This window comes from Mycobacterium heidelbergense, assembly GCF_050205645.1.
In the GTDB taxonomy this organism is placed as follows: domain Bacteria; phylum Actinomycetota; class Actinomycetes; order Mycobacteriales; family Mycobacteriaceae; genus Mycobacterium; species Mycobacterium heidelbergense_A.
The window spans coordinates 17,504-44,336 of sequence record NZ_JBNMQT010000004.1; the positions used below are offsets into that span (position 1 = coordinate 17,504).

Below are 26,833 nucleotides of genomic sequence, written 5' to 3' on the forward strand. Positions count from 1 at the left end.
CGCGGGTTTACCTGTGATTTTCAATGCACGCGGGCCGTCTGGCACAATTGACCAGTTGTCTCGCAGCCATCAGCGGCCCGGACCTTTCCCGCCCGCTGCGAGATACGCCCGGAAGCCCGAACACCCATCGGCTTGGCGGCCGGCCCACATGTGTGGGCAGCTGCCCCAGGCCGCGACCCCGAGGAAGTGTCTTCTCACCATGAACAGGCTGGACTTCGTCGACCAGGCGTCGCTGCGCGACGACCTCCCGGTCTTCGGCCCGGGCGACACCATCAACGTGCACGTCAAGGTCATCGAGGGCGCCAAGGAGCGCATCCAGGTATTCAAGGGCGTGGTGATCCGCCGGCAGGGCGGCGGCATCCGCGAGACGTTCACCGTGCGCAAGGAGAGCTACGGCGTCGGCGTCGAGCGGACTTTCCCGGTGCATTCGCCGAACATCGACCACATCGAGGTGGTGACCCGTGGCGACGTCCGCCGCGCCAAGCTGTACTACCTGCGTGAACTCCGCGGCAAGAAGGCCAAGATCAAAGAGAAGCGCTGACCCGGTGCGCCCAGGTCTGCCAAAGCCGCAATCCGCGCTGGCTACGCTGATCTCGTGACCGATACCCCGGACGCACCCGACCCCCAGTCCGACGCTGGTCAGTCAGAGCCGAAGGTCTCCACCCGCGACCCGGAGGCGCCCGCCGACGGGCTCGAACCCCCGCCGGCACCAAAGCCCCCCTTGCCGCCCGAGGCGGTCGAGCCGGAGTCGAAGAAGAAGTCCTCGTTGCGCGAACTCGCGATCCTGGCCGTGATCGCGATCGTCCTCTACTACGTGATGTTGACCTTCGTGGCGCGCCCCTACCTGATCCCGTCGGAATCCATGGAACCGACGCTGCACGGCTGCACGGGCTGCGTCGGCGACCGCATCATGGTGGACAAGCTCAGCTACCGCTTCGGCGCACCGCACCCCGGTGACGTCATCGTCTTCAAGGGACCGCCGTCGTGGAACGTCGGGTACAAGTCGATCCGGTCACCCAACGCCGCGCTGCGCATGGTCCAGAACGCGTTGTCGTTCATCGGTTTCGTGCCGCCCGACGAGAACGACCTGGTCAAGCGCGTCATCGCGGTCGGGGGGCAGACGGTTCAGTGCCGGGCCGACACCGGTTTGACGGTCAACGGCAAACCGCTCAAGGAGCCGTACCTGGATCCGTCCACCATGATGGCCGACCCGTCGGTGTACCCGTGCCTGGGCAGCGAGTTCGGGCCGGTCACCGTCCCGCAGGGCCGGCTGTGGGTGATGGGGGACAACCGCACGCACTCGGCGGACTCGCGCGCCCACTGCACCAGCGTTCCGGCCGACGTGCTTCGGGGTGTGCTGTGCACCGGTGACCCGATGTCGGGGACGGTGCCGGTACCCAATGTCATCGGCAAGGCCAGGTTCATCGTCTGGCCGCCGTCACGATGGGGCGGTGTGGGTTCGGTGAACCCCCAACAGAGCCGGTAGCCATGGCCACGACCTGGCCGCCGCGGACGGTGATCCGCAAGTCGTCGGGGTTGCGAACCCTGGAGTCGGCGCTGCACCGCAGCGGCCTGGGGCCGGTGGCCGGGGTCGACGAGGTCGGCCGCGGCGCCTGCGCGGGCCCGCTGGTGGTGGCCGCGTGTGTCCTCGGCACCGGACGGCTGGAAAGCCTTGCCGCCCTTGATGATTCGAAAAAACTCACGGAAAAGGTTCGGGAGAAGCTGTTTCCGCTGATCTGCCGCTACGCCGTGGCCTACCACGTGGTGTTCATCCCGTCGGTCGAAGTGGACCGCCGTGGCGTGCACGTGGCCAACATCGAGGGCATGCGCCGCGCCGTGGCCGGCCTGTCGGTGCGGCCCGGCTATGTGCTCAGCGACGGCTTTCGGGTGCCCGGCCTGCCGATGCCGTCGCTGCCCGTCGTCGGCGGGGACGCGGCCGCCGCCTGTATCGCCGCGGCCAGCGTGCTGGCGAAAGTCAGCCGCGACCGGCTGATGGTCGCGATGGACGCCGTGCACCCCGGCTATGGCTTCGCCGAGCACAAGGGCTACGGCACGCCCGGGCACAGCCTGGCGCTGAACCGGCTGGGTCCCTGCGCCGAGCATCGCTACTCGTTCATCAACGTGCGGCGGGTGGCGAACGGGCCAAACGGCCGGGTGGTGGCGGAGTGTAAACCGGACCTACCGGACTTGGGCGGCGAATATTCGTGAGGAAAGATGGGTACCAGGCTTCGCGAAATTGCCGGGAAAAGGACTTCTGAGTAGATGAGTCGCAGATGAGTGCTGAGGATCTCGAAAAGTACGAAACCGAGATGGAGCTCTCGCTCTACCGCGAATACAAGGACATCGTCGGCCAGTTCAGCTACGTGGTGGAAACCGAGCGGCGCTTCTATCTGGCAAACAGCGTGGAGATGATGCCGCGCAACGCCGACGGCGAGGTCTACTTCGAGCTGCGACTGTCCGACGCGTGGGTGTGGGACATGTACCGCCCGGCGCGGTTCGTCAAGCAGGTGCGGGTGGTCACCTTCAAGGACGTCAACATCGAAGAGGTCGAAAAGCCCGAACTGCGGCTGCCCGAGTAGCCGGGCCCGGGGCGCCGAGTTATTCCGGCAGGTGACCGCGATTTTCGATGACGGCCCGCGCCACTTCGGCCAGCTTGATGTTCAGGGCCTGGGAGTGGCGCCGCAGCAGCTCGAACGCCTGGTCCTCGGTCATCTCGTGCAGCAGCATCAACATCCCGACCGCCTTGCCGATTTCCCGGTTGCTGAGCAGCCCCCGTCGAAGGCTGGCCGCATCTTCGCCTTTGGCGACCGCGTTGATGGCCACGCTGGCGAACGACGCCAACACCGCCGCGCGTCCGGCTGACTCGGCGTCGAACATGTTGGGGGTGTCGCTGAACAGGTTCAGCGCGGCCCCTTTGCGCTTGTTGACCAGCAGCCGGAATCCCATCGCGCCCCGCACCGGTGTCTCTGCGACAAGGACCGAGGCGAGCTTCGGCCACAGCGACGGTGTGGTGAGGTCGGGGTCGATCTGCGGGGTTTCCTCCTCGATCGCATCGATGCACGGGCCGTCGCCGGCGCGGCGTTCCAGCTCGTCGATCTGCTGTGCGAGCCGGTCGCTGGCGCCGACGGTGATGTAGCGGTCGTTTTCGCGGACCAACAGGCTGGCATGGTCGCAGCCGCGGATGGCCAGGGTCGCGGCGACGCAGATGGCTGCGTACATCTGCGAGGCGTCCGAGCCCTGGTAAATGATTTCGGCGAGGGCCGCGAAGACCGTCGCGGGGTCGGCCTTCTCGCCGCCGGGTGGCGCCCCGTCCGAGGTCGATTCGTCTGCCATGTGGTGCCTCATTTCCGGCGGTGTCGGTGATTCGACCCGCTCTGCTGGAGGTCGGCGTGCATATCTACCAGCGCGCTTCATTGACCCTACGCATACCCGTCTAAGGGTGGGCCCGCACTGCGTTCTTACGGGGAAATCGCCGCGACGACCAGCGATTTTCGCGATCGCAGTTTGGCTGACCCGCTGCCGGGAAGAGACCTGAGGTGGGAATTACGGTTGCGGTGACCGGGCCGACGGGCGAAATCGGCATCTCCGCGGTGACGGCGCTGGAGCGCGAGCCCGCGGTGGAGACCATCGTCGGAATGGCGCGGCGGCCGTTCGACCCGTCGTCGCGCGGCTGGGTCAAGACCACCTATCAGCAGGGCGACATCCTGGATCGTGAGGCCGTCGACGCGCTCGTCGCGCAGGCCGACGTGGTGGTCCACCTGGCGTTCCTCATCATGGGGTCGCGCGAAGAGAGCGAGCGCATCAACCTACAGGGCGCGCGCAACGTGTTCGAGGCGACGGTGGAATGCGTGCGGCCGCGGCGGCTGGCGTACACCTCCTCGGTCGCGGCGTATGGCTACCACTCCGACAATCCCGTCCCACTCACCGAGGACGTGCCGCCGCGCGGGTCACCCGAGCACTACTACTCCGCGCAGAAGGCGGCGTGTGAGGCGCTGCTTACCGAAGTCACCCGGGATTCGCCGCTTGAGGTATTCATCCTGCGGCCGTGCATCGTCGCAGGACCCAACGCGCCCGCGCTCGCCGACGCGATGCCGTGGAACCGGCTGCCCGGTCCGATTCGCGCGGTGACCAAGCTGGTGCCGGCGCTGAAGCCGGTCGTGCCGGACCCCGGCTTCCCGCTGCAGCTGGTCCACCATGACGACGTCGCCACCGCGATCGCGCTGGCGGCCACCGCTCCGACACCGCCGGGTTCGTACAACATCGCCGGCGACGGCCTGGTGACGGTGGCCGACGTGGCCAAGGCGCTGGGCGGCCGGCCGATACGGGTGCCCGCCGCCGCCGCGTCGGCGGCGTCCGCGGCGATTTCGCGGGTGCCGTTCGCCCCGTCGATGCTGGAATGGCTGCACGTCGCCCGGACGTCGGTGGTGATGGACACCGCCAAGGCGAAAAAGGAACTCGGCTGGCGGCCGGTGCACTCCGCGGCGGAGACCCTGGCGGAGTTGGCTTCCTCGGTGTGAGGGCGGTGTGAGCGCGGGTCAATGTAGTTTGAATTCGTGAGGTTTCACCGTTCGGTGGCCGGCGACATCCCCGCCGACTACGACGAACACGCGGTGACCGTCGCGCCCCCCAAACGGGAGGCGGCGGGCATGCGGGCGGTCCTGGTTTCGCTGCAGCGGGGGCTCGAGCAGATGGGCGCGCTGCGAACCGCGGCCGCCCTCGCGCGGCTCAATCAGCGCAACGGTTTCGACTGTCCCGGCTGCGCATGGCCGGAGGAGCCGGGCGGGCGCAAGCTGGCCGAGTTCTGTGAGAACGGCGCCAAGGCCGTCGCCGAAGAGGCCACCAAGCGCACCGTGACGCCCGAGTTTTTCGCCCGGCACTCGGTGTCCGAACTGTCGGCGAAGCCCGAGTATTGGCTTTCCCAACAGGGTCGTCTCACCGAGCCCATGGTGCTGCGGCCCGGTGACGACCACTACCGGCCGATCGGCTGGGATGACGCGTATGAGTTGATCGTCGAGCGGCTGCGCGCATTGGACAGCCCGGATCAAGCCGTGTTCTACACGTCGGGCCGCACGAGCAACGAAGCGGCATTCTGCTACCAGCTGCTGGTCCGCTGCTTCGGCACGAACAACCTGCCCGACTGCTCCAACATGTGCCACGAGTCCTCGGGTTCGGCGCTGACCGAATCGATCGGAATCGGAAAGGGCTCGGTCACCGTCGACGACGTCGAGCGCGCCGACCTGATCGTCATCGCCGGGCAAAACCCCGGCACCAATCACCCGCGGATGCTCACGGTCCTGGAGAAGGCAAAGGCCAACGGCGCCAAGATCATTGCGGTGAACCCGCTGCCCGAGGCCGGGCTGATCCGGTTCAAGGACCCGCAGAAGGTGAACGGGCTTGTGGGGCAAGGCGTCCCGATGGCGGACGAATTCGTGCAGATCCGCCTCGGCGGCGACATGGCGTTGTTCGCCGGTCTGGGAAGGTTGTTGCTCGAGGCCGACGACCGCGCCCCGGGCACCGTCATCGACCGTTCGTTTGTCGACGCGCATTGCGCGGGATTCGATGAGTACCGGCGCCGGACGCTGCGGATCGACTTCGACACAGTGCTCGCCGCCAGCGGCGTCGAACGCGGACAACTCGAGCGCGTGGCCGCGATGCTGATGGCATCGCAGCGCACTGTCGTGTGCTGGGCCATGGGCCTGACCCAGCACACCCACGCCGTGGCCACCATCGCCGAGATCACCAATCTGTTGCTGCTGCGCGGCATGATCGGCAAGCCGGGCGCGGGAGTCTGCCCGGTGCGTGGGCATTCCAACGTGCAGGGCGACCGCACGATGGGCATCTGGGAGAAGATGCCCGAGCAGTTCCTGGCCGCCCTGGACCGGGAATTCGGCATCATCAGCCCGCGCAAGCACGGGTATGACACCGTGGCCGCGATCCGCGCCATGCGCAACGGGCAGGCCCGGGTATTCGTGGGAATGGGCGGCAACTTCGCGTCGGCCACCCCCGACACCGCCGTCACCGAGGCGGCACTACGCAGTTGCGCGCTGACGGTGCAGATTTCGACCAAACTCAACCGCAGCCACCTCGTGCACGGCGGCACCGCGCTGATCCTGCCGACGCTGGGCCGCACCGACCGCGACATCCGAGGCGGCCGCAAACAGGTTGTCTCGGTCGAGGATTCGATGTCGATGGTGCATCTGTCACGCGGCAGCCTGCACCCGCCCAGCGACCAGGTGCGCAGCGAGGTGGAAATCGTCTGCCAGTTGGCCCGCAGGCTGCTCGGCGCGGCGCATCCGGTGCCGTGGGAGCGGTTCGCGGCCGACTACGACACCATCCGCGACGCGATCGCGGCGGTGGTTCCCGGCTGCGCCGACTACAACCGCAAGGTGCGCCAGCCCGACGGATTCCAACTGCCCCACCCGCCGCGCGATACACGCGAATTCCGCACCAGCACAGGCAAAGCCAACTTCGCGGCGGACCCGCTGCAGTGGGTTCCGGTGCCGCCGGGCCGGCTGGTGCTGCAGACGTTGCGCAGCCACGACCAGTACAACACCACGATCTACGGGCTCGACGACCGTTATCGGGGCGTGAAGGGGGGCCGCCGCGTGGTGTTCGTCAACCCCGCCGACATCGCGGCGCTCGGCCTGGCGGAGGGACAGCGGGTCGACCTGGTCTCGGAGTGGACCGACGCCGACCAACGGCTGCAGGAGCGGCGCGCGAAGGACTTTCTGGTAGTGGGCTATTCGACCCCGGTAGGCAATGCCGCGTCGTACTACCCGGAGACCAACGCGCTGGTTCCGCTGGATCACACCGCGGCCAAATCGAATACCCCGGTGTCCAAGGCGATCATTGTGCGATTGGAGCCGGCGTCATAGGGCACGTCACCGCGCGGCGGCGGGTCCGGCATCTCAGCGCCGATCGGGCGACCACCCGGCCGGAAACCCTGGCCGTCGAGGAGCCGCTGGAGATCCGCGTCAACGGCGCCCCGGTGACCGTGACGATGCGCACCCCCGGCTCGGATATCGAACTCGCGCAAGGCTTTCTGCTCACCGAGGGAATCATCGGGTGCCGCGAGGACGTGGTCACCATTCGCTACTGCGGGGGGCGTGACGACGAAAACACGTACAACGTCCTGGACGTCACGTTGGCTCCCGGCGTCGCGCCGCCCGACCTCGACGTCACCCGCAACTTCTACACCACGTCGTCGTGCGGGGTCTGCGGAAAGGCCTCGCTGGAAGCGGTGCGGCTGATGGGCCGGTTTTCGCCCGGTTCGGATCCGGCGACCGTGGCCGCGGCCACGCTCAAGGCGATGCCGGACCAACTCGGCTCCGCGCAAAAGGTTTTCGCGAGCACCGGTGGGCTGCACGCCGCGGCATTGTTCGGCGTGGACGGCTCGATGCTGGCCGTGCGCGAGGACATCGGCAGGCACAACGCGGTCGACAAGGTCGTCGGTTGGGCACTCGAGCACGATCGGGTACCGCTGGGCGCGACGGTCCTGCTGGTCAGCGGGCGGGCGTCGTTCGAGTTGACGCAAAAGGCCGTGATGGCAGGGATTCCCGTGCTCGCCGCGGTGTCGGCACCGTCATCGCTGGCTGTCTCCCTGGCCGAGGAGTCCGGCGTCACGCTGGTGGCGTTCCTGCGGCAGGACTCGATGAACGTGTACACCCGGGCGGACCGGATCACCTAGCGGCTGGGGATAGACCGGGGACTGGGGATAACCGTCCGTTTCGGCCGGCCCTCGGCCGTGTCGTGTCGGAGCCACCGGGCACGTTGGCCGCATGACGACAGAAACGACTCTGACCCGCGCCCAGCTGGGAGCGTTGGGCGAAGCGCTCGCCGTGGATCACCTGACGAGGATGGGGTTGCGGATCCTGGGCCGCAACTGGCGCTGCCGCTACGGCGAACTCGACGTGATCGCGTGCGACGTTCTCACCCGAACCCTGGTGTTCGTCGAAGTCAAAACCCGGACCGGGGACGGCTACGGGGGCCTCGCCTATGCGGTCACCGAGCGGAAGGCCCGACGGTTGCGCCGCTTGGCGGGGCTGTGGCTGGCCGGCCAGGGTGAGCGCTGGGCGGCGCTGCGCATCGACGTGATCGGCGTGCGGGTTGGGCCTAAGAATTCGGGACGCACCCCGGAGATCACCCACCTGCAGGGAATCGGCTGATGGCGCTGGGGCGGGCGTTCTCGGTCGCGGTGCGCGGATTGGACGGCGCGACAGTGGAAATCGAGGCCGACATCACCTCCGGCCTGCCGGGGGTGCACCTGGTGGGCCTGCCCGACGCGGCGCTGCAGGAGTCGCGCGACCGGGTCCGGGCGGCGGTCACCAATTGCGGCAACACCTGGCCGCAGGCCCGCCTGACGCTGGCGCTCTCGCCGGCGACGCTGCCGAAGATGGGATCCGTCTACGACATCGCGCTGGCGGCCGCGGTGCTGTCGGCGCAGCGAAAGCACCCGTGGGAACGCCTGGAGAAGACGGTGCTGCTGGGCGAGCTGTCGCTGGACGGCCGGGTTCGGCCGGTGCGCGGCGTGCTGCCGGCCGTGCTCGCCGCCAAGCGCGACGGCTGGCCGGCGGTCGTCGTCCCGGTGGACAACCTTGCCGAGGCCAGCCTGGTCGACGGGATCGACGTCTGGGGCGTGCGCACGCTGCGGCAGTTGCAGGGCTGGCTCGGCGGGTCCGGCGGCCTGGACCGCAGGATCAGCGCGGGCGCCACCGACCTGGAGCCGTCGGCGGATCTGGCCGACGTTATCGGACAGGCGCAAGCGCGGTTCGCGGTGGAGGTCGCGGCCGCCGGGGCGCATCACCTGATGCTGACCGGGCCGCCGGGGGTCGGCAAAACGATGCTGGCGCAACGGCTTCCGGGATTGCTGCCGCCGCTGTCGGACGGTGAGTCCCTGGAGGTCACCGCGATCCACTCGGTGGCCGGGCTGCTGACGGCCGATACGCCGTTGATCACCCGGCCGCCGTTCGTGGCGCCGCACCACAGCTCCAGCGTCGCGGCTCTCGTCGGCGGGGGATCGGGGATGGCCCGCCCCGGCGCGGTCAGCCGTGCGCATCGCGGCGTGTTGTTCTTAGACGAATGCGCCGAGATCAGCGTCAGCGCGCTGGAAGCGTTGCGAACGCCGTTGGAGGACGGGGAGATTCGCCTCGCCCGCCGCGACGGGGTGGCCTGTTACCCGGCCCGCTTCCAGCTGGTGCTGGCCGCCAACCCGTGCCCATGCGCGCCGGCCGATCCGCGGGACTGCATCTGCGCTGCCGCGGCCAAACGCCGCTACCTGGGCAAGCTGTCCGGGCCGCTGATGGATCGCGTTGACCTGCGGGTGCAGATGCATCCGGTGCGCGCCGGGGCGATCTCGGTCACCGACGGCGAATCGACCGCGCAGGTTCGCCAGCGGGTGGCGGCAGCGCGCGACGCGGCCGCCGAGCGCTGGCGCCCACACGGATTCCGCACTAACGCCGAAGTCAGCGGGACGCTGTTGCGGCGAAAGTTCCGACCCGGCAACGCCGCGATGGAACCGCTGAAGACCGCGCTCGACCGTGGGCTGCTGTCCATCCGCGGCCTGGATCGCACGTTGCGCGTCGCGTGGAGCCTGGCCGACCTGGCCGGCCGCACCTCGCCCGCGCTGGACGAAGTCGCTGCCGCCCTGAGCTTTCGGCAACCGGGGACACAGCGATGACCGATCCGGTGTTGTCCGCGTGGGCTTACCTGTCGCGGGTGGCCGAGCCGCCCTGTCCAGAACTGGCCGCACTGGTGGGATGCGTGGGCCCGCAGGAGGCGGCCGACCGTGTCCGGCGTGGCCTGGTCAATGACGACCTGGCGCGCCACACCGAGGCCAGGCGCGAAATAGACCGGGCCGCAGCCGATCTCGAGCTGCTCGCGCGCCGCGGCGGACGATTGATCACGCCCGACGACGACGAGTGGCCGCTCGCGTTTGCGGCATTCGGCGGCGCCGGCGCTCGTCCGCGCGGCGGGCCACCAATGGTGTTGTGGGCGCTCGGTCCCGCACGCCTCGATGAGGTGGCGTGCCGCGCGGCCGCCGTCGTCGGAACCCGCGCGGCGACTACCTATGGCGAACATGTCGCGGCGGATTTGTCGGCCGGGCTGGTCGAGCGCGACGTCGCCGTCGTCTCGGGCGGGGCCTATGGCATCGACGGCGCGGCGCACCGCGCGGCGCTGGCGGCCGACGGGATCACCGTGGCCGTGCTGGCCGGCGGGCTCGACGTCCCTTATCCCGCCGGGCATTCGGCGCTGCTGCATCGCATCGGTCAGCACGGGCTGCTGTTCACCGAGTACCCGCCCGGTGTGCGCCCGGCCCGTTACCGGTTCCTGACCCGCAACCGCCTGGTGGCCGCCGTCGCCGGCGCGGTGGTGGTGGTCGAAGCGGGCCTGCGCAGCGGCGCCGCGAACACCGCCGCCTGGGCGCGGGCCCTGGGACGGGTGGTGGCCGCCGTGCCCGGGCCCGTCACGTCGTCGGCGTCGGCAGGATGCCATGCGCTGCTGCGCAACGGCGCGGAACTGGTCACCCGGGCCGACGACATTGTCGAACTGGTTGGTCGCATCGGTGAGCTGGCATCCGAGGAGCCGCGGCCCACCACGGCGCTGGACGGGCTGGGCGAGGCCGAGCGTCAGGTATACGAGGCACTACCGGGCCGCGGCGTCGTCACGGTCGACGAGATCGCCCTGGCGGCCGGGCTGGCGCCCCAGCAGGTGCTCGGGCCGCTCGCGATGCTCGAGGTGGCCGGCTTCGCCGAGCGTCGCGAGGGGCGGTGGCGGATCGTCCGCGCCGGTGGCGGCCAAGCTGCGGTGATCACTTCCAAGGCGCGGCTCGTATAGTCGACGAGGGTCGGGTCTGAACAGGAGGATAAGTGGCAGGTCGACCTCTGCAGAGCTTCGAAGTCGTCGGTACCAAACAACTCACCCGGCACATGATGCGGGTGGTGCTGGGCAGCAGGACTTTCGAGACCTTCGTGCCCAGCAAGTTCACCGACTCCTACGTCAAGATGGCCTTCGTCGCAGACGATGTCGATGTGGCCGCCCTGCCGCAGCCGTTGACGCTGGACAGCTTCGCCGACCTGCCGCCGGAGAAAAGGCCCTCGGTACGGACCATGACCGTTCGCCAGGTCGACCCGGCGGCCGGCGAGATCACCATCGACATCGTGGTGCACGGCGAACACGGGGTCGCCGGCACGTGGGCGGCCGCGGCCCAACCCGGCCAGCCGATCTACCTGATGGGTCCCGGCGGCGCCTACACCCCCGACCCGGCCGCCGATTGGCACCTGCTGGCCGGCGACGAATCCGCGCTGCCCGCCATCGCCGCCGCCCTGGAAGCGTTGCCCGCCAATGCGGTTGGCAAGGCGTTCATTGAGGTAGCCGGCCAGGAGGACGAAATCCCTTTGACCGCACCGGATTCGGTCGAAGTCAGTTGGGTCTATCGCGGCGGGCGCGCCGACCTGGTTCCCGAGGACCGCGCGGGGGATCACGCGCCGCTGATCGAGGCGATCACCACCACGCCGTGGCTGCCCGGGCAAGTGCACGTGTTCGTCCACGGCGAGGCGCAGACGGTGATGCACAATCTGCGTCCCTACATCCGCAAAGAGCGCGGCGTGGACGCGACGTGGGCGTCGTCGATCTCCGGCTATTGGCGACGCGGCCGCACCGAAGAGACCTTCCGGCAATGGAAGAAGGAGCTGGCCGAGACTGAGGCCGGTGCCGGGGCCGGGGCTTAGCGGTGGCACCCCCACCCCACTTCGGGGACTACCAGAACGAGATCTACCTGCAGGGCCTGGCAGGAGTGGCGCCGAAGCTTCCGATGGTCTTCGCGGAACTGGAAGCCAAGGCCGAAAAATCACTGCCGCCCTCGGTGTGGTCCTACGTGGCGGGCGGGGCCGGCGACGAACGAACCCAGCGCGCCAACTGCGAGGCATTCGAGCGGTGGGGGTTGTACCCGCGCATGTTCGTCGGCGCCGCCCAGCGCGACCTGTCCGTCGACCTGTTCGGCCTGACCCTGCCGGCCCCGATGTTCATGGCGCCGATCGGCGTCATCGGGCTCTGCGCCCAGGACGGCCACGGCGACCTGGCCACCGCACGCGCGGCCGCGGCCACCGGCGTGCCCATGGTCGCCTCGACGCTGACCGTCGACCCGATGGAAGACATCGCCGCCGCCCTCGGCGATACGCCCGGGTTTTTCCAGCTCTACACACCGACCGACCGCGACCTGGCCGCCAGCCTGGTGCAGCGCGCCGAGGCGGCGGGCTTCAAGGGCATCGTCGTCACGCTCGACACCTGGGTCACCGGTTGGCGCCCGCGCGATCTGAGCACGTCGAACTTCCCCCAGCTGCGCGGCCACTGCCTGGCCAACTACACCAGCGATCCGGTCTTCCGCGCCGGCCTGCAGCGGCCGCCGGAGGAGGACCCGCAGGGCGCCGTGCTGCGCTGGATACAACTCTTCGGAAATCCTCTGAGCTGGGACGACCTGGCGTGGTTGCGCTCGCTGACCGAGCTGCCGTTGCTCATCAAGGGCATCTGCCACCCCGACGACGCCCGGCGCGCCCGCGACGGCGGGATCGACGGCATCTACTGCTCCAACCACGGCGGCCGCCAAGCCAACGGCGGCCTGCCGGCCATCGATTGCCTGCCGGGCGTGGTCGAGGCGGCTGACGGCTTGCCGGTTCTGTTCGACTCGGGCATCCGCAGCGGCGCCGACGTGATCAAGGCGCTGGCGCTGGGCGCCACCGCGGTGGGCGTTGGCCGCCCGTACGCGTACGGGTTGGCGCTCGGCGGCGTCGACGGCGTCGTGCACGTGCTGCGCACGCTGCTGGCCGAAGCGGACCTGATCATGGCCGTCGACGGCTATCCCACGCTCAAAGATCTCACCCCGGACACGCTGCGGCGCGTCGACTAAGCGGCGGCGGGCGCGCCTGCGACCGTGGGGGAATGCAGGCGATCCTCGAGGAGTTCGACGAGTACCTGGGGCTGCAATGCGGTCGCTCGGCGCACACCCGTCGCGCCTACCTGGGCGACGTGCGCTCGCTGTTCGAATTCCTGGACGCACGCGGCATCGACCTGGACGGCGTGAGCCTGCCCGTGCTGCGCACGTGGCTGGCCGGCGCGGCCAGCGCCGGCGCCGCCCGCACGACGCTGGCCCGCCGCACCTCGGCGGTCAGGGCGTTCACCGCATGGGCAACGCGGCGCGGCCTGCTGACCACCGACCCCGGCGCCCGGCTGCAAATGCCCAAGGCGCACCGCACGCTGCCGGCGGTGCTCCGCCAGGATCAGGCGCTGGACGCCATGGCCGCCGCGAAATCCGGTGCGCAGCAAGGCGATCCGTTGGCGCTGCGGGACCGGCTGATCGTCGAGATGCTGTACGCCACCGGTATTCGGGTGAGCGAGTTGTGCGGCCTGGACATCGACGACGTCGACACCGGGCAGCGGCTGGTGCGCGTCCTCGGCAAGGGCAACAAGCAGCGGACGGTGCCCTTCGGGGTGCCGGCCGCCGACGCGCTGCGTGCCTGGCTGGACGACGGGCGTCCGGCGCTGCTCATCGCCGAGTCCGGGCCGGCGCTGCTGCTCGGCGCGCGGGGCCGCCGGCTCGACGTGCGCCAGGCCCGCACGGTCGTGCACCAGACCGTCGCGGCGGTCGACGGCGCCCCCGACATGGGGCCCCACGGGCTGCGGCACAGCGCGGCCACCCACCTGCTCGAAGGCGGGGCCGACCTGCGCGTTGTCCAGGAGTTGCTCGGCCATTCCAGCCTGGCGACCACCCAGCTGTACACCCACGTCGCGGTGTCTCGGCTGCGAGCGGTGCACGACCAGGCCCACCCGCGGGCCTAGTGTGCACTGACGGCGCCCGGTGTGCGTCCAGGGCGCCACAGAAGCACACTCGAACACGCGACTAGCCGTTCAACGGCTTGAGCCGGATGCGGGTCGACTTCAATAGGCCCAGCGGATCGACGTAGTGCGCGCCCGACGCCGGACCCCACATCGCGCCCCAATGCAAACACGCCGCGGCCCGGCAGCCGGGGTGCCCGGCGACCAGATCGCCGAGCACCGTCGACGCCGTCACCGGCTGTCCGGCCCGCACGGCCGCCTGGACCGGCTCGTAGCTGGTGTGCAATCCGCCGGGATGTGCCAGCGACACCACCGGGCGCCCGGCCAGCATCCCCGCGAACACCACGGTTGCCTCACCCGCGGCGTAGACCGGCTGGCCAGGGGTGCCGGGCAGGTCCACCCCGCGATGCCCGGGATTCCAGTCGGGTGCGGGGGCGTCGAATCCGCGGGAGACCGCCGGCGGCGGCCGCAGCGGCCAATCCAACCGAACGTCGTCGGCGGCCGCGGGCACCGCGGTGACCAGGGCCAGGGTCGCCAGCAGCGCCATCCACCGCACTCGTGCAGTTCAGCGCGATCCCGAAGATCGGGCCAGTCAGCGCTGTGGACAAAGCACCTGGCTGAACGGTGTAAACTGCTTCCCGCGGTCCGTGTAAACGGGCTGACTTCGCGTGTCTGCGCAACAACCGGATGCCGAGCGGTCCCGACTAAGGGTTCGACATCTCAGCAGGCACCAGGGCCCGGCTTCACCCGACGCCGGGCGACAACCGACACAAAGGACTGGCCGTAATGGCTGTTGTAACCATGAAGCAGCTGCTTGACAGCGGCACCCACTTCGGGCACCAGACCCGTCGCTGGAATCCCAAGATGAAGCGGTTCATCTTCACCGACCGCAACGGCATCTACATCATCGACCTACAGCAGACGCTGACCTTCATCGACAAGGCGTACGAATTCGTGAAGGAAACCGTCGCCCACGGAGGCACCGTGCTGTTCGTCGGCACCAAGAAGCAGGCGCAGGAATCGGTCGCCGCCGAAGCGACCCGCGTCGGCATGCCGTACGTGAACCAGCGCTGGCTGGGCGGCATGCTCACCAACTTCTCCACCGTGCACAAGCGGCTGCAGCGCCTCAAGGAGCTGGAGGCGATGGAGCAGACCGGCGGCTTCGAGGGCCGCACCAAGAAGGAGATCCTGGGCCTGACGCGGGAGAAGAACAAGCTGGAGCGCAGCCTGGGCGGCATCCGCGACATGAACAAGGTGCCGTCGGCCGTCTGGGTCGTCGACACCAACAAGGAGCACATCGCCGTCGGCGAGGCCCGCAAACTGGGCATCCCGGTGATCGCGATCCTGGACACCAACTGCGACCCCGACGAGGTGGACTACCCGATCCCGGGCAACGACGACGCGATCCGCTCGGCCGCCCTGCTCACCAAGGTGATCGCCTCCGCGGTCGCCGAGGGCCTGCAGGCCCGCGCCGGCCTGGGCCGCGGTGACGGCAAGCCCGAGGCGGAGGCCGCCGAGCCTCTCGCCGAATGGGAGCAGGAGCTGCTGGCCTCCGCGACCGCTACCGCAACCCCCTCTGCCCCCACCGACGCAGCTGCGGGCGAAACCGAATCGACCCCCACGGAAGGCTGATATGGCGAACTTCACCGCTGCCGACGTCAAGCGGCTTCGGGAGCTCACCGGTGCCGGCATGCTCGACTGCAAGAACGCGCTGGCCGAAAGCGACGGCGACTTCGACAAGGCCGTCGAGGCGCTGCGGATCAAGGGCGCCAAGGACGTCGGCAAGCGCGCCGAGCGGGCCACGGCCGAGGGCTTGGTCGCGGCCAAGGACGGCGCGCTGATCGAGCTCAACTCGGAGACCGATTTCGTCGCCAAGAACGCCGAGTTCCAGGCCCTGGCCGACCAGGTCGTCGGCGCGGCGTTGGCCGCCAAGGCCACCGACGTCGACGCGCTGAAAGCCGCCAAGATCGGCGACACCACCGTCGAGCAGGCCATCGCGGACCTGTCGGCCAAGATCGGCGAAAAGCTGGAACTGCGCCGCGTGCAGTACTTCGACGGCAACGTCGAGACCTACCTGCACAAGCGTGCGGCCGACCTGCCGCCCGCGGTCGGCGTGCTGGTCGAGTACACCGGTGAGGGCGCCGAGGCGGCGCACACCGTCGCGTTGCAGATCGCCGCGCTCAAGGCCCGCTACCTGTCCCGCGATGACGTGCCCGAGGACGTCGTTGCCAGCGAACGCCGCATCGCCGAGGAGACCGCGAAGGCCGAGGGCAAGCCGGAGCAGGCGCTGCCCAAGATCGTCGAGGGCCGGCTGAACGGCTTCTTCAAGGACGCGGTGCTGCTCGAGCAGCCGTCGGTGTCGGACAGCAAGAAGACCGTCAAGGCGCTGCTCGACGAGGCCGGCGTCACGGTGACGCGGTTTGTCCGCTTCGAGGTGGGCCAGGCCTAGCCGGCCAGCGCGAACGGCTAGCGTCACTGTTATGCGACGCGTGCACGCTTTCGGCGATGATGCCCTCGGCGATCTCGACGCGGTCGGCCTCAGCGCCGCCATCCGCGCGGAATGGGTCAGCCGGGCCGACGTCATCGAGGCCGCCATCTCCCGCACCGAGGCCGTCAATCCTGTCCTGAATGGCTTGGCGCACAAGGCGTTCGAGCAGGCGCGGGCCGCGGCGGCCAACCCGTCGGCCGGGTCGTCCCGATTTTTTGTCGGCGTCCCGACGTTCATCAAGGACAACGTCGACGTCGCCGGCCTGCCGACGATGCGGGGCGCCGACGCCTGGACGCCGTTCGAGGCCGTCGCCGACGGCGAGTTCACCCGGCTGTATCTGGCCACCGGGCCGACAGCGCTGGGCAAGACGCAGATGTCGGAGTTCGGGTTCAGCGCGTCCGCCGAACATCCCCGGCTGGGGCCGGTGCGCAACCCGTGGGACACCGACTACACCGCCGGCGCCTCGTCGTCGGGGTCGGGCGCGTTCGTCGCCGCGGGCGTCGTGCCGATCGCGCACGCCAACGACGGCGGCGGCTCCATCCGAATTCCGGCCTCCTGCAACGGACTTGTCGGGTTGAAGCCGTCGCGCGGTCGGCTGCCGCTGGATCCGGAGCTGCGCCGGATGCCGGTAGCCATCGTCACCAACGGCGTGCTGACCCGCTCGGTGCGTGACACGGCCGCGTTCTATCGGGAGGCTGAGCGCGTCTGGCGCAACCCCAAGCTGCCGCCGGTCGGGGACGTCACGGGCCCCGGCAGGCAGCGACTGCGCATCGCCGTGCTGACCCGGTCGGTGCACCGCGAGTGCAGCCCGCAGCTCCGCGAGCTGACGCTGAAGACGGCCAGCCTGCTCGAGGAACTGGGCCACCGCGTCGAACACGTCGACGAGCCCCCGGTGCCGGCCCGCTTCTCGGACGATTTCGTGCTGTATTGGGGGTTCCTGGCGCTGGCGCAGGTGCGCGCCGGGCGGCGGCTGTTCGGCAAGACGTTCGACCGCACCCGGCTGGACGCCCTGACGCTGGGCCTGGACCGTCACACCAGCCGCAATCTGCACCGGTTACCTGCGGTGATCATGCGCCTGCGCAGGATGCGGCGGCGCAGCGCGGAGTTCTTCCGCAACTACGACGCGGTGCTTACGCCCACGGTCGCCGACGAAACGCCGCGGGTCGGATACCTCGCGCCGACCGACTATCAGCAGCTGATGCAGCGGCTGATCGACTGGGTGGCGTTCACGCCGTGGCAGAACGTCACCGGCGATCCGGCGATCTCGCTGCCGCTGGCCCAGACCGCCGGTGGCATGCCCGCCGGCATGATGCTGGCCGCCGACATGGGGCAGGAAGCGCTGCTGCTGGAGTTGGCCTACGAACTCGAAGAGGCCCGGCCGTGGGCGCGGATCCAGGACACCAACGGCGCCGCGTAACTCAGTCGGATCCGAGCTTTTCGAGCATCCGTTTGAACTCGCGTTGCTGGGCCGCGGTCAGTTTGGCCAGGATGCGCGAATCGGCGACCCGGACCGCTCCCTCGGCGCGCTTCAACAGGGTACGGCCGGCCGCGGTCAGCGTGGCCGGCAATGCGCGCCCCGAGGACACCGACTCCGGCCGGGCCACGGCGCCGATCTCTTCCAGCCTGCGCAGCACCGTGTTCATCGCCTGCGGCGTGACGTTGGTGTTGCGGGACAATTCCGCGCTCGACAGGCCCGGGTACATCGAAAGGATGCGCATGCAAACGAATTCGGGCAGTGTCAGCCCGAGCGGGCCCAACACTGCGGAAACCTCCGGTCGCAGAACCGCTGCCACCCGGTACAGCAGGAACCCGAGTGGGGCATCTTCGATCTGAGCCATGTCAATCATATTGACATATCCGCGGCATCCACACGTGCACCTTGGCCGGTGCGGCCCGGTCGTGCACCCCTGAAGGTGATTTCCGGGCGCCCAACGGGGTAACCCACATGGGGTCCACGCAGGGAGGTCCGATGCCCAAGCCGACGAAGGGCGACCAGAAAAAGGACAAGGCGCCGAGTAGATCAAGAAAGAAAACCGGCGGGTCCATGGCCGCTAAGCGCGATCCGTTGCTCCGGCTGCTCGGTGAGGTCTGCCTGTGGTGGGTGCTCACCGCCGGCATTTGGCTGGCCACCCTGAGCTCCCGCACGTGGCAGGAACTGGCGGTGATGGCCGCCTGCACGCTGCCCTGCGCGGTCCTGGCCCGCTTCGCACGGCGGGCAAACGCGGGCCGCTGGCGATTCCGCGCTTCGTGGCTGCGCTGGCCGGCGATCGCGGCGTCCGAGGTGCCATACCAATCCGTCCGGGCGTGGGCCTATGCAGTCACGACGCGCGCCCCGGAGATCCGGGAATTGTCCCTGCCGAACGAACCCGCGCGGGCGGCGGCGGCGCGCCGAGCCGCGGCGGTTCTCGCACTCGTGACCACCCCGGGAACCGTTGTCCTGGACAGCGATCCGCGCAAGCATTCGGTGCTTGTCCATTTGATACGGCGGCGGCCGAGCCGGCTGGAGAAGGCGGTGCAACGGTGACCGCCGGGGAGGCCGCGGCGCTGCTGCTCGCGGTCGGGGCGTTCGTGCCCGGCATCGTGATGGCCTCGCGGGGGCTGCCGCACCAAAGGCTGGTGGGCCTGGAGTTCGTCAGCGTCGCCGCCACTCTGGAGTTGACGGTGCTTTCGGTTGCGTGGCAACGAGATTCGATCCTCATCGTCCCGCTGGTGTTGTCGCTCATATCGCTTCCGGGTGCGCTTGTCTACACCCGCCTTCTTGCGCGCAAGAGATGAACGCCCAATCCGTCGGGTGGGCCATCGTATTCACCGGGAGCGCGGTGGTGTCCCTCAGCGCGGTTCTCGCTTCGGCGCTGCCCCAGGTGTTCAACCGCCTGCACCTGCTGACCGTCACCACATCGCTCGGGGCACCGATAATCGGTGTGGGCCTGATGATTTTGCGGGGATGGACCGAGGCCTCCGCGATGATCGCCGCCATCACCGTGTTGGTCGCGCTGAGCGCGCCGGTCATCTCGGCGGCGACGGCTCGGCTGGCGGCGCAGCTCGAAAACCTGCTCGACAAGGACGCGCCGTCATGACCGTGCTCATCCTGGTCGCCGTGACGCTGGTCGGCGTTACGGGGACGATCGTCGCGCTGACCGGGGCCGCGGACCGCCAGGCCATTCCGTTGTCGGTTTTCGGTCTGGCCCTCACCGTGCTTTTCGTGGTGCTGCAGGCCCCCGATGTCGCCTTGTCGCAGTTGGCCGTTGGCGGGGTGGTGGTGCCGTTGATGGTCATGCTCGCGATTCGGGCGGTGCGGCGGCACGACGATGAGGAGGGCGACGGCGGCCACGCTGGGGAGTCCGGGTCGTGACGCGGGGCAGCCGGACAGCGGTATTCCTCGTCGGGGCGGCGGGTCTGGCGGCGCTGTTCTGGATCGGGTTCGCCCAGTTGCCGGTGTTTGGCCGCCACGATCACCCGTACCGCGATCTGGCGGTGGCCGCGGCGTTTTCGCGGGCGACCGCCAACTCCGTCGCGTCGGTCAACTTCGATCAACGGGCGCTGGACACGCTGGGGGAGGAGACCATCTTGCTGGGCTCGGTGCTCGGTGTGATGGCGTTGCTCCGGCCGGCCGTCGAAGAGCGGGAATTCAAACCGCCGCAAAGGGATACGGTGTTGGACGCGACGCGACTGGTCGGATACCTGATGTTGCCGGTGACGATCGCGATCGGCGTCGACCTGATCGTGCACGGGCACCTGACGCCGGGGGGCGGGTTCCAGGGCGGTGTGGTGTTGGCCGCGGGCTTGCACCTGCTTTATGTCACCGGGAGCTTCCGGGCGCTGGATCGGCTGCGGCCGGTGAACGTCTTCGATTTCGGCGAGGTGTTGGGGGCGGCGGCGTTCGCGGTGATCGGCTTGCTCGGCGTGATCGTTTGCGGCGCGTTTCTGTGCAATCTGTTGCCGACCGGCACGCTGGGCAATCTGTTTTCGGGAGGTTCGGTGCCGTTACTCAACGTCGCCGTCGGTGTGGAGGTCGCCTGCGGGATGACGGTGTTGCTGGCGCAATTCCTGGCCCAGGAAATCACGATCGTCAAGAAGGGTGATCGTCGATGAGCGTGTATCCCTACTGTGTGGCCGGCTGGCTGGTGCTGATCGGCGCGTTCGGAATCGTCCGCAGCCGCAACCTGATTCACGCGGTGGTGTGCCTGTCCGTGGCCCAGTCCGGCACCTACCTGCTGCTGCTGGCGGTCGGATTTCAGCGCGGCGCGGCGCCGCCGATCTTTGGCGGGCCGAACTCGCCGCCGCCCGCACAAGTGGTCGATCCCGTGGTCCAGGCCATGACCTTGACCGACATCGTGATTCAGGCGACCGTTACCGCCTTGTTGTTGGCCTTGGCCATCCAGATCCACAAACGCCACGGCACGCTGGACCCCGATCAGCTGTCCGCACTGAGGGGCTGAGCCACCGGTGCAGACAATCGCGTCTCAGCTGTTGCCGCTCCTGGTCGCAGTCCCCATCGTGATCGCCTGCCTGCTGCTCGCTTTCAGCCATCGGTTGTCGCGCGCGGCCGCCAGCTGGCTGACGGTGACGACCGCGGCCGCCTCCGCCGCCGGCGCCGGCTTCGCCGCGGTGGCCGCGCGGGAGCACATGGTGCTCACCTGGATTGGCGGCTGGTCGATGCAGGGACGGACGACGGTCGGCATCGCGCTGGCGGCGGACCCGATGTCGGCCGGTCTGGCCGCACTCGTGGGTGCATTGATGGCGTGCGCGGCGCTGTACAGCCGCCGCGGGCTGGACGAGGCGGGCCCGCGCTTCGACGCGCTGATGCTCATCTTCCTGGCCGCGATGAACGGTTTCGTGCTGGCGTCAGACCTGTTCAACCTGTTCGTGTTTCTGGAGTTGATGGGCGCCGTCGCCTACGCGCTGACCGGAATCAAAATCGAAGACAAGTCGGCCATCCAGGGGGCGCTCAATTTCGGCATCATTCAATCGCTCAGTGCCAGCCTGACCCTGGTGGGCATCGGCATGCTCTATGCCCGGGTGGGCCAACTGGGGATGGCCCAGCTGGGCATCGCCCTCGCCAACCGGCCGCCTGATGCGGTCATCGTCGGCGCCTTCGTCTTGATCTGCGCGGCGTTGATGGTAAAGGCAGCGATCGTGCCGTTGCATTTTTGGCTGGCCGACGCGCACGCCGTCGCCCCGGCTGCGGTGTGCGTGCTCTTCTCCGGGGTCATGGTCGAGCTCGGCCTGTACGGCATGTGGCGGGTGTACTGGGTGGTGTTCGCGGATGCGTTGCCGCGGGCTGCGGTATCGCGCACTTTCGTGGTGGTCGGTGCGCTGACCGCCGTCGTCGGAGCCGTGATGTGCCTGGTGCAGCGGCATCTCAAACGGCTGCTGGCCTATTCGACGATCAGCCACATGGGCCTGTTCCTGGTCGCCGCCGCGACATTGCGCTCCGACGCGATCGCCGGCACGGCCGTTTACGTGCTCGGCCACGCCGGCGCCAAGTCGGCACTGTTCTTGCTCGTCGGAATCTTGCTGGACCGTCACCAGACGGTCGACGAGTTGGAGTTGTCCGGGCGCGGACGTGGCCAGTGGTTGCTCGGCGGGCTCTACCTGGCGGCGGCCCTGGCGCTGGCCGGGTTGCCGCCGTTCGGCACCGCGCTGGGGAAGTCGCTGAGCGAGGAAGCGCTGGGATCCGGGTGGGGTTCGGCGCTGTTTCTGCTCGTGTCGGTGGCGACGGGCGGGGCGGCGCTGCGCGCCGGTATGCGCTGCTTCACCGGATGGGGCGGCGATCCGGAGCGCTCGGCCGACTCATCGGGCGAGGACGAGCCAAGCAAGGGTGAGGAGGAACCGGACGCGACGCTGCCGCGAACGCCGCTCAGCATGTATGTCCCGACCGCCGTCCTGCTGCTGGGCTGTCTGGCGGCTGGCCTGCTGCCCGGTATCCGCGATGCGGCCGCCGGTGCGGCCCGGCGGTTCACCGACACCGCCGCGTACGTGGCGACCGTTATCAACGGCGCGGCCCCGTCCCCGGCCACGGCGCCGAGCCACGGCTGGTCGCTCACCGGGGTGGGACTGGCGGTGATCGGCACCGTCGCCGCCGGCGGCGTCGCATACGTCGGGCTGCGGCCGCCATCCAACGCACTGCGACGTGGCGTCGTCGCAGCGGCGCGGCCCGCGGTCGCGGTGCTGCACCGCGCTCACTCCGGTCACGTCGGGGACTACGTCGCCTGGTTGTTCGCCGCCCTCCCGGTGCTCGCGGGGGTGTTGGCCCTCCAGATTCGGTGAGGGTTGTCGATGCGGGCGACGTTTAGCCGATGGCCGTGTTAGCCTCGCCGCTCAAAGAATCGGCCGGCCGCCCGTCACGGCCACCCGCGCACCGGAAATGTAGCTCGCGTCGTCGGAGGCCAACAGCACGTAGATTCCGGCGAGCTCGGCCGGCTGGCCGGCACGCCCGAGCGGCACGTTGTCGCCGAAGGATTCCACGCTTTCCGCGGGCATGGTCGAGGGAATCAGCGGCGTCCAGATCGGACCTGGAGCCACGCTGTTGACGCGGATTCCTTTGTCGCCCAACAGTTGAGCCAGGCTGGCCGAAAAGTTGGCGATCGCCGCCTTGGTCGCCGCGTAGGGCGCCAAGGTGGGGTTGGGGCTATCGGAGTTCACGGAGGAACTGCCGATGATCGACGACCCGGGGCGCATGTGCGGCAGCGCGGCCTTCGCGAGGTAGAAATAGGCACCGACATTGAGCCGGAAGGTGTAGTCCCATTCTTCGTCGCTGATCTCTTCGAGGTTTTTGTGCATCATCTGGTAGGCGGCGTTGTTGACCAGGATGTCGATGCCGCCGAATTCTTTGACCGCCCGCTCGACCACCGCCCGGCAGTGGGCCGCGTCGGAGAGGTCGCCGGGAACCAGCACGCAGCGGCGGCCCGCGTCCTCAACATAGCGGGCGACATCGCGCGCGTCGTCGTGCTCGTTGAGGTAGGAGACGAGGACGTCGGCGCCCTCCCGCGCGAACGCGATCGCGACGGCACGCCCGATTCCGCTGTCGCCTCCGGTGACGATCGCCCGCTTGCCGGTGAGTTTTCCCGAGCCGCGGTAACTGGTTTCGCCGCAATCGGGGACGGGATCCATCCGGGCCTGCACCCCGGGTGGGCTCTGTTGCTGTGCAGTAAAACTCATACGCTGCGGCTACCCGCGCGGCTGGCCGCTAATCCCTCGGTTATTTGATGATTCTGGTGCCGCTGTTAATTCTGTGGTTCGAATCGAAACGTGCTGCGGCGCAAAGCGGCACAAAAGAATGGCGGCCATTCGCGCTGGTAACCGATACGCACACGGGGAAATTTGCGTTTAGCCCCGTTTAGCGCCGCGACAAAAGGGTTATGCGAATTGCCAGCCGTTGTCGCGCCCTGCCCAAAGGGGGTGACAGTTCGACACGAAAGGAAATTTGAGCATGAAGGTCAGCAAGACTGCTGTAAAGACGGCTATTGCCGCCGGGGGAATTGCGGCGGCTAGCGTTTTCGCCGCAGCGAGCGCCTCCGCCGCGCCCAACATCCAGGGATTTGGGACCAGCCAACAACTGATCGAGGGGCCCCTGATCACCAACTACACGGTGAGCAACCTGCAGCCGAGCAACGCCGCGATCCCCGGCTACACGCCCAAGGGAACGCTTTACCAGGCGGACATCACCGCCAGGTCGGATGGCGGGCTCGTTACCCCCATGGTCAACGACTTCATCGCCCGCGGGCCCAACGGCCAGAACTACCGGGTGATCGACAAGGTTGGGGCGCCGGGCAGCCTCAATCCGGCGCCGATCCCGCAGGGCAGCGAGTCGACCGGCACGCTGTACTTCGACGTGACCGGCGCACCGCCGAACGGCGTCGTCTACAACGAGGGAACGCAGGACATCCTGATCTGGACGTCCAACGTGCCGGGCGGCTCGGCGCCCGCGCCCAGCACAAGTCCGGCACCGGGTGGGCTTCCTGGCCCGGCGGCGCACACCTAATCCGCTAGCACGAATCTCCCTGCGCCACACCTGCTGGCGCGGGGAGGTTTGCGTATATGGGAATTCTCGCGACCGAAGGGGGTATCCGGCTGATATGACTGACATCGATCACAGGCCAGCCGACGTCCGTGAGCAAGCGCAGCGACATGCCGAACAGGCTCGCGCCACGATGGACGAAAAGCGCGGCGACACCGACGGCGGGCTGAGCGGCTGGGTGGCCGGGCGTGCCGGCGAATGGGACCTCAGCGGGCAGGACGAAACCACGCTGCAGCGCCAGAAGTTTTTCTGGAACGTCTTGGTTGACTATTGGTTCCGCATGGAGATCGACGGCTGGGAGAACATCCCCGCGCCGCCGACGCTGCTGATAGGGATTCACTCGGGCGCGCCGTTCGTCTGGGACGCGTGGACGGTCGGTATCCAATGGTGGCGCCGTTTCGGACAGGACCGCCCGCTGCACGGCACCGCCCACGACGCGTTGATGGCGATTCCGCTTATCGGGCGTTACTTCCGCGCCATGGGTGTGCTTCCGGCCGCGCCGGACGCGATCGCCACCGCGCTGGCCGAGGGGCGCGACGTGGCGCTCTGGCCCGGCGGCGAAGTGGACTCGCTACGTCCGTGGGCCGAGCGTGATCGTGCCAACCTCGCGGGGCGCAGGGGATTCGTGAAGATGGCGATTCGCGCCGGCGTGCCGATCGTGCCGATCGCCACCGTCGGCGGTGCCGACGCGATGCCGGTGCTGATCCGCGGCGACCGGCTGTCGAAGGTGTTGCAACTCGACCGCCTGCTGCGGCTCAAGGTGTTTCCGCTGGCGGTCTCGCTGCCCTGGGGTATCGCGCCGGCGGCGCTTCCCCAGCTGCCGCTGCCCGCCAAGATCAGGACCCGGTTCATGCCCGTGGTCGAGCTGGACCGCGATCCCGCCCGGGCCGAGGACGACGACTACGTCAACCGCAAGTACCGCGAGGTCGAGGACAGCATCCAGGAGGGTATGGACGCCCTGGCGCGCAAGCGCGCACTGCCGCTTTTCGCGTGACCGGACGCGCGAAAGTTCATGCGGAACAGGGCATTTGGGGTCAGGCTTGGCCGGCGCTGGCGGCGACCGAATCCGGGGGCGCGGTCGGGATCGGGCCCAGCGTCGCCCGTTCGTTGACAATCCATTCCGGATGCGGCGGCGTCACGGCCATGTAGCCCACACCGCGCACGGTGTCGACCATCGATTCGTATTCGGTTCCGAGCTTGGCGCGTAGCCGCCGCACGTGAACGTCGACGGTGCGGACCCGGCCGTTGCAGTCGTACCCCCACACCTCGTGCAGCAGCCGGGTGCGGCTGAACGCCCGACCCGCATGCTGCACAAGGAAATTCAACAGTTTGAACTCGGTCAGCGTCAGGCCCAGGTCCCTGCCCGCCAGCGACCCGGTGAAACTCGCCGGGTGAAGCGTCAGGTCGCCAAACCGCAGTTTGCCGTCTACCGCGCTGCGGCGGCGTTTGACCGCCAGACGTAGCCGCGCCTGCAACTCGTCCGCGCTGCCCGCCGGCAGCATCACGTCGTCGAAATTCCAGTCGACGTCCACGGTGACGACGTTTGCCGGGGTGACGACGGCCAGCACCGCGGTGCCCGGCGCGCTGGCGGTGAGGCGCCGGCAGGCGGTGCGGGCCGCGGTGAGGTTAGTGCGCGCGTCGATGATCGCGACGTCGGCCTTGTCGGACTGCCCGTCAATGTTGCCGGCCAACGGCGCGCGCCGCATGGTGTGTGCGAATGAACTCAGCGTCGGCAATACCGATTCGAAATCGTCGGCGTCGGTGAGTAGTAGTACGTCCAAAGACATCTCCAAAATTCATGACAGTTCTGTCATGGGACCCGTCGGCACCTCCAATGGAGATGTCTGCCAGCGCAGCGCTGAATACCCGCCTCGGGCCAGAACTATGCCACCTTCATTTCCCGGGCGGGCGGCAATGGCGAGCGACCAGAGAAAGTCGACGGGCCCGGCCCGTGAAACCGGGCCGGACCCATCCGCGGAAACAAGCCGCTAATTCTGGTTGGACTTCTGCCGTTCCTCGGCCACCTGCGCGCTGCCGCGCGCCGCGTCGGCCTCGGCCTCCTTCTCGGCCGCGTTGCGCTGAGCCTCGGCCTTGTCCTGCTGGGCCTGGCCCTCGCGGGTCAGGTCATCACGACCCGATACGGCTCCGACGGCCTCCTTGACGCGTCCCTTGGCGTCCTCGACGACGCCCTTGACGGCTTCGGCAGGTCCGGATTTGTTGGTGTCCGCCATGAATGATTCCTCCTCAGTGGCGTACTTGTTTGGGCAATTCATGCCCAAATGCCGATCCACAAACGGTCGGCCCGGTCAGCGCGGGTCCGGCCCTTATTCTCAAGACCTCGATTTCGCCCGCAAGGATGCGGATTCCCCGTGCCGTGGGAGGCTCAAACATCGACGCGCCCGACCTGCAACCCGGCAGATAATGCACCCCGGCCATGCCGCATTGTGCTGCGATGGGGCAGGATGTGAAATGCCGTTCCGGGTGAGGTCGTCCGGGAT

General features: G+C 68.7%; 30 protein-coding genes and 1 pseudogene. 25 read left to right on the forward strand and 6 right to left on the reverse strand.

The features are described from left to right. Positions 1-199 precede the first annotated feature (199 nt). The 4 genes from rplS (at position 200) to ACQI5H_RS05255 (ending at position 2,579) form a co-directional block, all read left to right on the forward strand. A complete protein-coding gene (rplS, locus tag ACQI5H_RS05240) occupies positions 200-541 on the forward strand; it encodes a 50S ribosomal protein L19 (RefSeq protein WP_076063490.1) in 342 nt (113 codons plus the stop codon). 54 nt (positions 542-595) lie between these two features. After that, positions 596-1,486 carry a signal peptidase I gene (gene lepB, locus ACQI5H_RS05245; protein WP_427078352.1) on the forward strand — a complete coding sequence of 297 codons (891 nt, stop codon included), beginning with the start codon at positions 596-598 and terminating at the stop codon, positions 1,484-1,486. A 2-nt stretch (positions 1,487-1,488) separates the two neighbouring features. Beyond that, on the forward strand, positions 1,489-2,208 hold the full coding sequence (locus ACQI5H_RS05250; protein WP_427078353.1) for a ribonuclease HII: 720 nt from the start codon (positions 1,489-1,491) through the stop codon (positions 2,206-2,208). A 65-nt stretch (positions 2,209-2,273) separates the two neighbouring features. Beyond that, complete coding sequence (locus ACQI5H_RS05255) at positions 2,274-2,579, forward strand: DUF2469 domain-containing protein (protein ID WP_076122808.1); 306 nt, start codon at positions 2,274-2,276, stop codon at positions 2,577-2,579. Between the two features lie 19 nt (positions 2,580-2,598). Here the strand turns inward: ACQI5H_RS05255 and ACQI5H_RS05260 are convergent, their stop codons facing one another. Beyond that, a complete protein-coding gene (locus ACQI5H_RS05260; RefSeq protein ID WP_427078354.1) occupies positions 2,599-3,333 on the reverse strand; it encodes a GAF and ANTAR domain-containing protein in 735 nt (244 codons plus the stop codon). Between the two features lie 203 nt (positions 3,334-3,536). On the opposite strand from ACQI5H_RS05260, the gene ACQI5H_RS05265 reads away from it, so the two are divergent. From ACQI5H_RS05265 to ACQI5H_RS05305, 9 genes are all read left to right on the forward strand, one after another. Then, a complete protein-coding gene (locus ACQI5H_RS05265) occupies positions 3,537-4,517 on the forward strand; it encodes an NAD-dependent epimerase/dehydratase family protein (RefSeq protein ID WP_427078355.1) in 981 nt (326 codons plus the stop codon). Positions 4,518-4,553: 36 nt separating this feature from the next. Next, the gene (locus tag ACQI5H_RS05270; RefSeq protein WP_427078356.1) at positions 4,554-6,875 is read left to right on the forward strand and encodes an FdhF/YdeP family oxidoreductase; all 2,322 of its coding nucleotides are present in this window, start codon (positions 4,554-4,556) and stop codon (positions 6,873-6,875) included. Beyond that, a complete protein-coding gene (gene fdhD, locus ACQI5H_RS05275) occupies positions 6,872-7,687 on the forward strand; it encodes a formate dehydrogenase accessory sulfurtransferase FdhD (RefSeq protein WP_427078598.1) in 816 nt (271 codons plus the stop codon). Before ACQI5H_RS05270 ends, fdhD begins: the two co-directional genes overlap by 4 nt. A 91-nt stretch (positions 7,688-7,778) precedes the next feature. After that, on the forward strand, positions 7,779-8,165 hold the full coding sequence (locus ACQI5H_RS05280) for a YraN family protein (protein ID WP_427078357.1): 387 nt from the start codon (positions 7,779-7,781) through the stop codon (positions 8,163-8,165). Beyond that, positions 8,165-9,676: a YifB family Mg chelatase-like AAA ATPase gene (locus tag ACQI5H_RS05285; protein WP_427078358.1), complete on the forward strand. Its 1,512-nt coding sequence runs from the start codon at positions 8,165-8,167 to the stop codon at positions 9,674-9,676. The genes ACQI5H_RS05280 and ACQI5H_RS05285 overlap by 1 nt, the downstream gene beginning before the upstream one ends. Then, entirely contained in the window at positions 9,673-10,833 is a 1,161-nt protein-coding gene (gene dprA / locus ACQI5H_RS05290) for a DNA-processing protein DprA (RefSeq protein WP_427078359.1), read from the forward strand. The genes ACQI5H_RS05285 and dprA overlap by 4 nt, the downstream gene beginning before the upstream one ends. A 32-nt stretch (positions 10,834-10,865) precedes the next feature. Then, a complete protein-coding gene (locus ACQI5H_RS05295) occupies positions 10,866-11,726 on the forward strand; it encodes a siderophore-interacting protein (protein ID WP_427078360.1) in 861 nt (286 codons plus the stop codon). A gap of 2 nt (positions 11,727-11,728) precedes the next feature. Continuing rightward, entirely contained in the window at positions 11,729-12,901 is a 1,173-nt protein-coding gene (locus ACQI5H_RS05300; protein ID WP_427078361.1) for a lactate 2-monooxygenase, read from the forward strand. Positions 12,902-12,933: 32 nt separating this feature from the next. Then, positions 12,934-13,830: a tyrosine recombinase XerC gene (locus ACQI5H_RS05305; protein WP_427078362.1), complete on the forward strand. Its 897-nt coding sequence runs from the start codon at positions 12,934-12,936 to the stop codon at positions 13,828-13,830. Between the two features lie 67 nt (positions 13,831-13,897). Here the strand turns inward: ACQI5H_RS05305 and ACQI5H_RS05310 are convergent. After that, positions 13,898-14,344: pseudogene (locus tag ACQI5H_RS05310) on the reverse strand (M23 family metallopeptidase); the annotation flags it as partial. A 269-nt stretch (positions 14,345-14,613) separates the two neighbouring features. On the opposite strand from ACQI5H_RS05310, the gene rpsB reads away from it, so the two are divergent. Genes rpsB through ACQI5H_RS05325 form a run of 3 tightly spaced genes read left to right on the forward strand, consistent with a single transcriptional unit; the run spans position 14,614 to position 17,732 of the window. Beyond that, positions 14,614-15,459, forward strand: coding sequence for a 30S ribosomal protein S2 (rpsB, locus tag ACQI5H_RS05315; protein WP_427078363.1), 846 nt, complete (start codon positions 14,614-14,616; stop codon positions 15,457-15,459). A gap of 1 nt (position 15,460) precedes the next feature. Then, positions 15,461-16,276: a translation elongation factor Ts gene (gene tsf, locus ACQI5H_RS05320; RefSeq protein WP_427078364.1), complete on the forward strand. Its 816-nt coding sequence runs from the start codon at positions 15,461-15,463 to the stop codon at positions 16,274-16,276. Positions 16,277-16,307: 31 nt separating this feature from the next. Next, positions 16,308-17,732, forward strand: a complete 1,425-nt coding sequence (locus ACQI5H_RS05325; protein WP_427078365.1) for an amidase — start codon at positions 16,308-16,310, stop codon at positions 17,730-17,732. A gap of 1 nt (position 17,733) precedes the next feature. Here ACQI5H_RS05325 and ACQI5H_RS05330 read toward each other — a convergent pair whose 3' ends face one another. Then, complete coding sequence (locus ACQI5H_RS05330; protein WP_427078366.1) at positions 17,734-18,153, reverse strand: MarR family winged helix-turn-helix transcriptional regulator; 420 nt, start codon at positions 18,151-18,153, stop codon at positions 17,734-17,736. Positions 18,154-18,284: 131 nt separating this feature from the next. Between ACQI5H_RS05330 and ACQI5H_RS05335 the strand changes: the two genes are divergently transcribed. Genes ACQI5H_RS05335 through ACQI5H_RS05365 form a run of 7 tightly spaced genes read left to right on the forward strand, consistent with a single transcriptional unit; the run spans position 18,285 to position 22,585 of the window. Further along, positions 18,285-18,839, forward strand: coding sequence for a hypothetical protein (locus ACQI5H_RS05335; protein WP_427078367.1), 555 nt, complete (start codon positions 18,285-18,287; stop codon positions 18,837-18,839). Continuing rightward, positions 18,836-19,090, forward strand: coding sequence for a hypothetical protein (locus tag ACQI5H_RS05340; protein ID WP_427078368.1), 255 nt, complete (start codon positions 18,836-18,838; stop codon positions 19,088-19,090). Before ACQI5H_RS05335 ends, ACQI5H_RS05340 begins: the two co-directional genes overlap by 4 nt. Beyond that, complete coding sequence (locus ACQI5H_RS05345) at positions 19,087-19,392, forward strand: monovalent cation/H(+) antiporter subunit G (protein ID WP_427078369.1); 306 nt, start codon at positions 19,087-19,089, stop codon at positions 19,390-19,392. The genes ACQI5H_RS05340 and ACQI5H_RS05345 overlap by 4 nt, the downstream gene beginning before the upstream one ends. After that, a complete protein-coding gene (locus ACQI5H_RS05350; RefSeq protein ID WP_427078370.1) occupies positions 19,389-19,667 on the forward strand; it encodes a Na(+)/H(+) antiporter subunit B in 279 nt (92 codons plus the stop codon). The genes ACQI5H_RS05345 and ACQI5H_RS05350 overlap by 4 nt, the downstream gene beginning before the upstream one ends. Continuing rightward, positions 19,664-20,407, forward strand: coding sequence for an MnhB domain-containing protein (locus tag ACQI5H_RS05355; RefSeq protein ID WP_427078371.1), 744 nt, complete (start codon positions 19,664-19,666; stop codon positions 20,405-20,407). The genes ACQI5H_RS05350 and ACQI5H_RS05355 overlap by 4 nt, the downstream gene beginning before the upstream one ends. Then, on the forward strand, positions 20,404-20,754 hold the full coding sequence (locus ACQI5H_RS05360; RefSeq protein ID WP_427078372.1) for a sodium:proton antiporter: 351 nt from the start codon (positions 20,404-20,406) through the stop codon (positions 20,752-20,754). Before ACQI5H_RS05355 ends, ACQI5H_RS05360 begins: the two co-directional genes overlap by 4 nt. Before the next feature lie 7 nt (positions 20,755-20,761). Further along, entirely contained in the window at positions 20,762-22,585 is a 1,824-nt protein-coding gene (locus tag ACQI5H_RS05365) for a complex I subunit 5 family protein (RefSeq protein WP_427078373.1), read from the forward strand. A gap of 51 nt (positions 22,586-22,636) precedes the next feature. On the opposite strand, the gene ACQI5H_RS05370 is transcribed toward ACQI5H_RS05365, so the two are convergent. Further along, positions 22,637-23,476, reverse strand: a complete 840-nt coding sequence (locus ACQI5H_RS05370; protein ID WP_427078374.1) for a glucose 1-dehydrogenase — start codon at positions 23,474-23,476, stop codon at positions 22,637-22,639. Between the two features lie 271 nt (positions 23,477-23,747). Here ACQI5H_RS05370 and ACQI5H_RS05375 point away from each other — a divergent pair, with 271 nt between their 5' ends. Further along, complete coding sequence (locus tag ACQI5H_RS05375; protein ID WP_427078375.1) at positions 23,748-24,299, forward strand: MPT63 family protein; 552 nt, start codon at positions 23,748-23,750, stop codon at positions 24,297-24,299. Between the two features lie 94 nt (positions 24,300-24,393). After that, the gene (locus ACQI5H_RS05380; protein ID WP_427078376.1) at positions 24,394-25,329 is read left to right on the forward strand and encodes a lysophospholipid acyltransferase family protein; all 936 of its coding nucleotides are present in this window, start codon (positions 24,394-24,396) and stop codon (positions 25,327-25,329) included. 40 nt (positions 25,330-25,369) lie between these two features. On the opposite strand, the gene ACQI5H_RS05385 is transcribed toward ACQI5H_RS05380, so the two are convergent. Together ACQI5H_RS05385 and ACQI5H_RS05390 are read right to left on the reverse strand one after the other, a co-directional pair. After that, complete coding sequence (locus ACQI5H_RS05385; RefSeq protein WP_427078377.1) at positions 25,370-26,122, reverse strand: winged helix-turn-helix domain-containing protein; 753 nt, start codon at positions 26,120-26,122, stop codon at positions 25,370-25,372. Between the two features lie 201 nt (positions 26,123-26,323). Beyond that, complete coding sequence (locus ACQI5H_RS05390; RefSeq protein WP_427078378.1) at positions 26,324-26,566, reverse strand: CsbD family protein; 243 nt, start codon at positions 26,564-26,566, stop codon at positions 26,324-26,326. Positions 26,567-26,833: the final 267 nt, after the last annotated feature.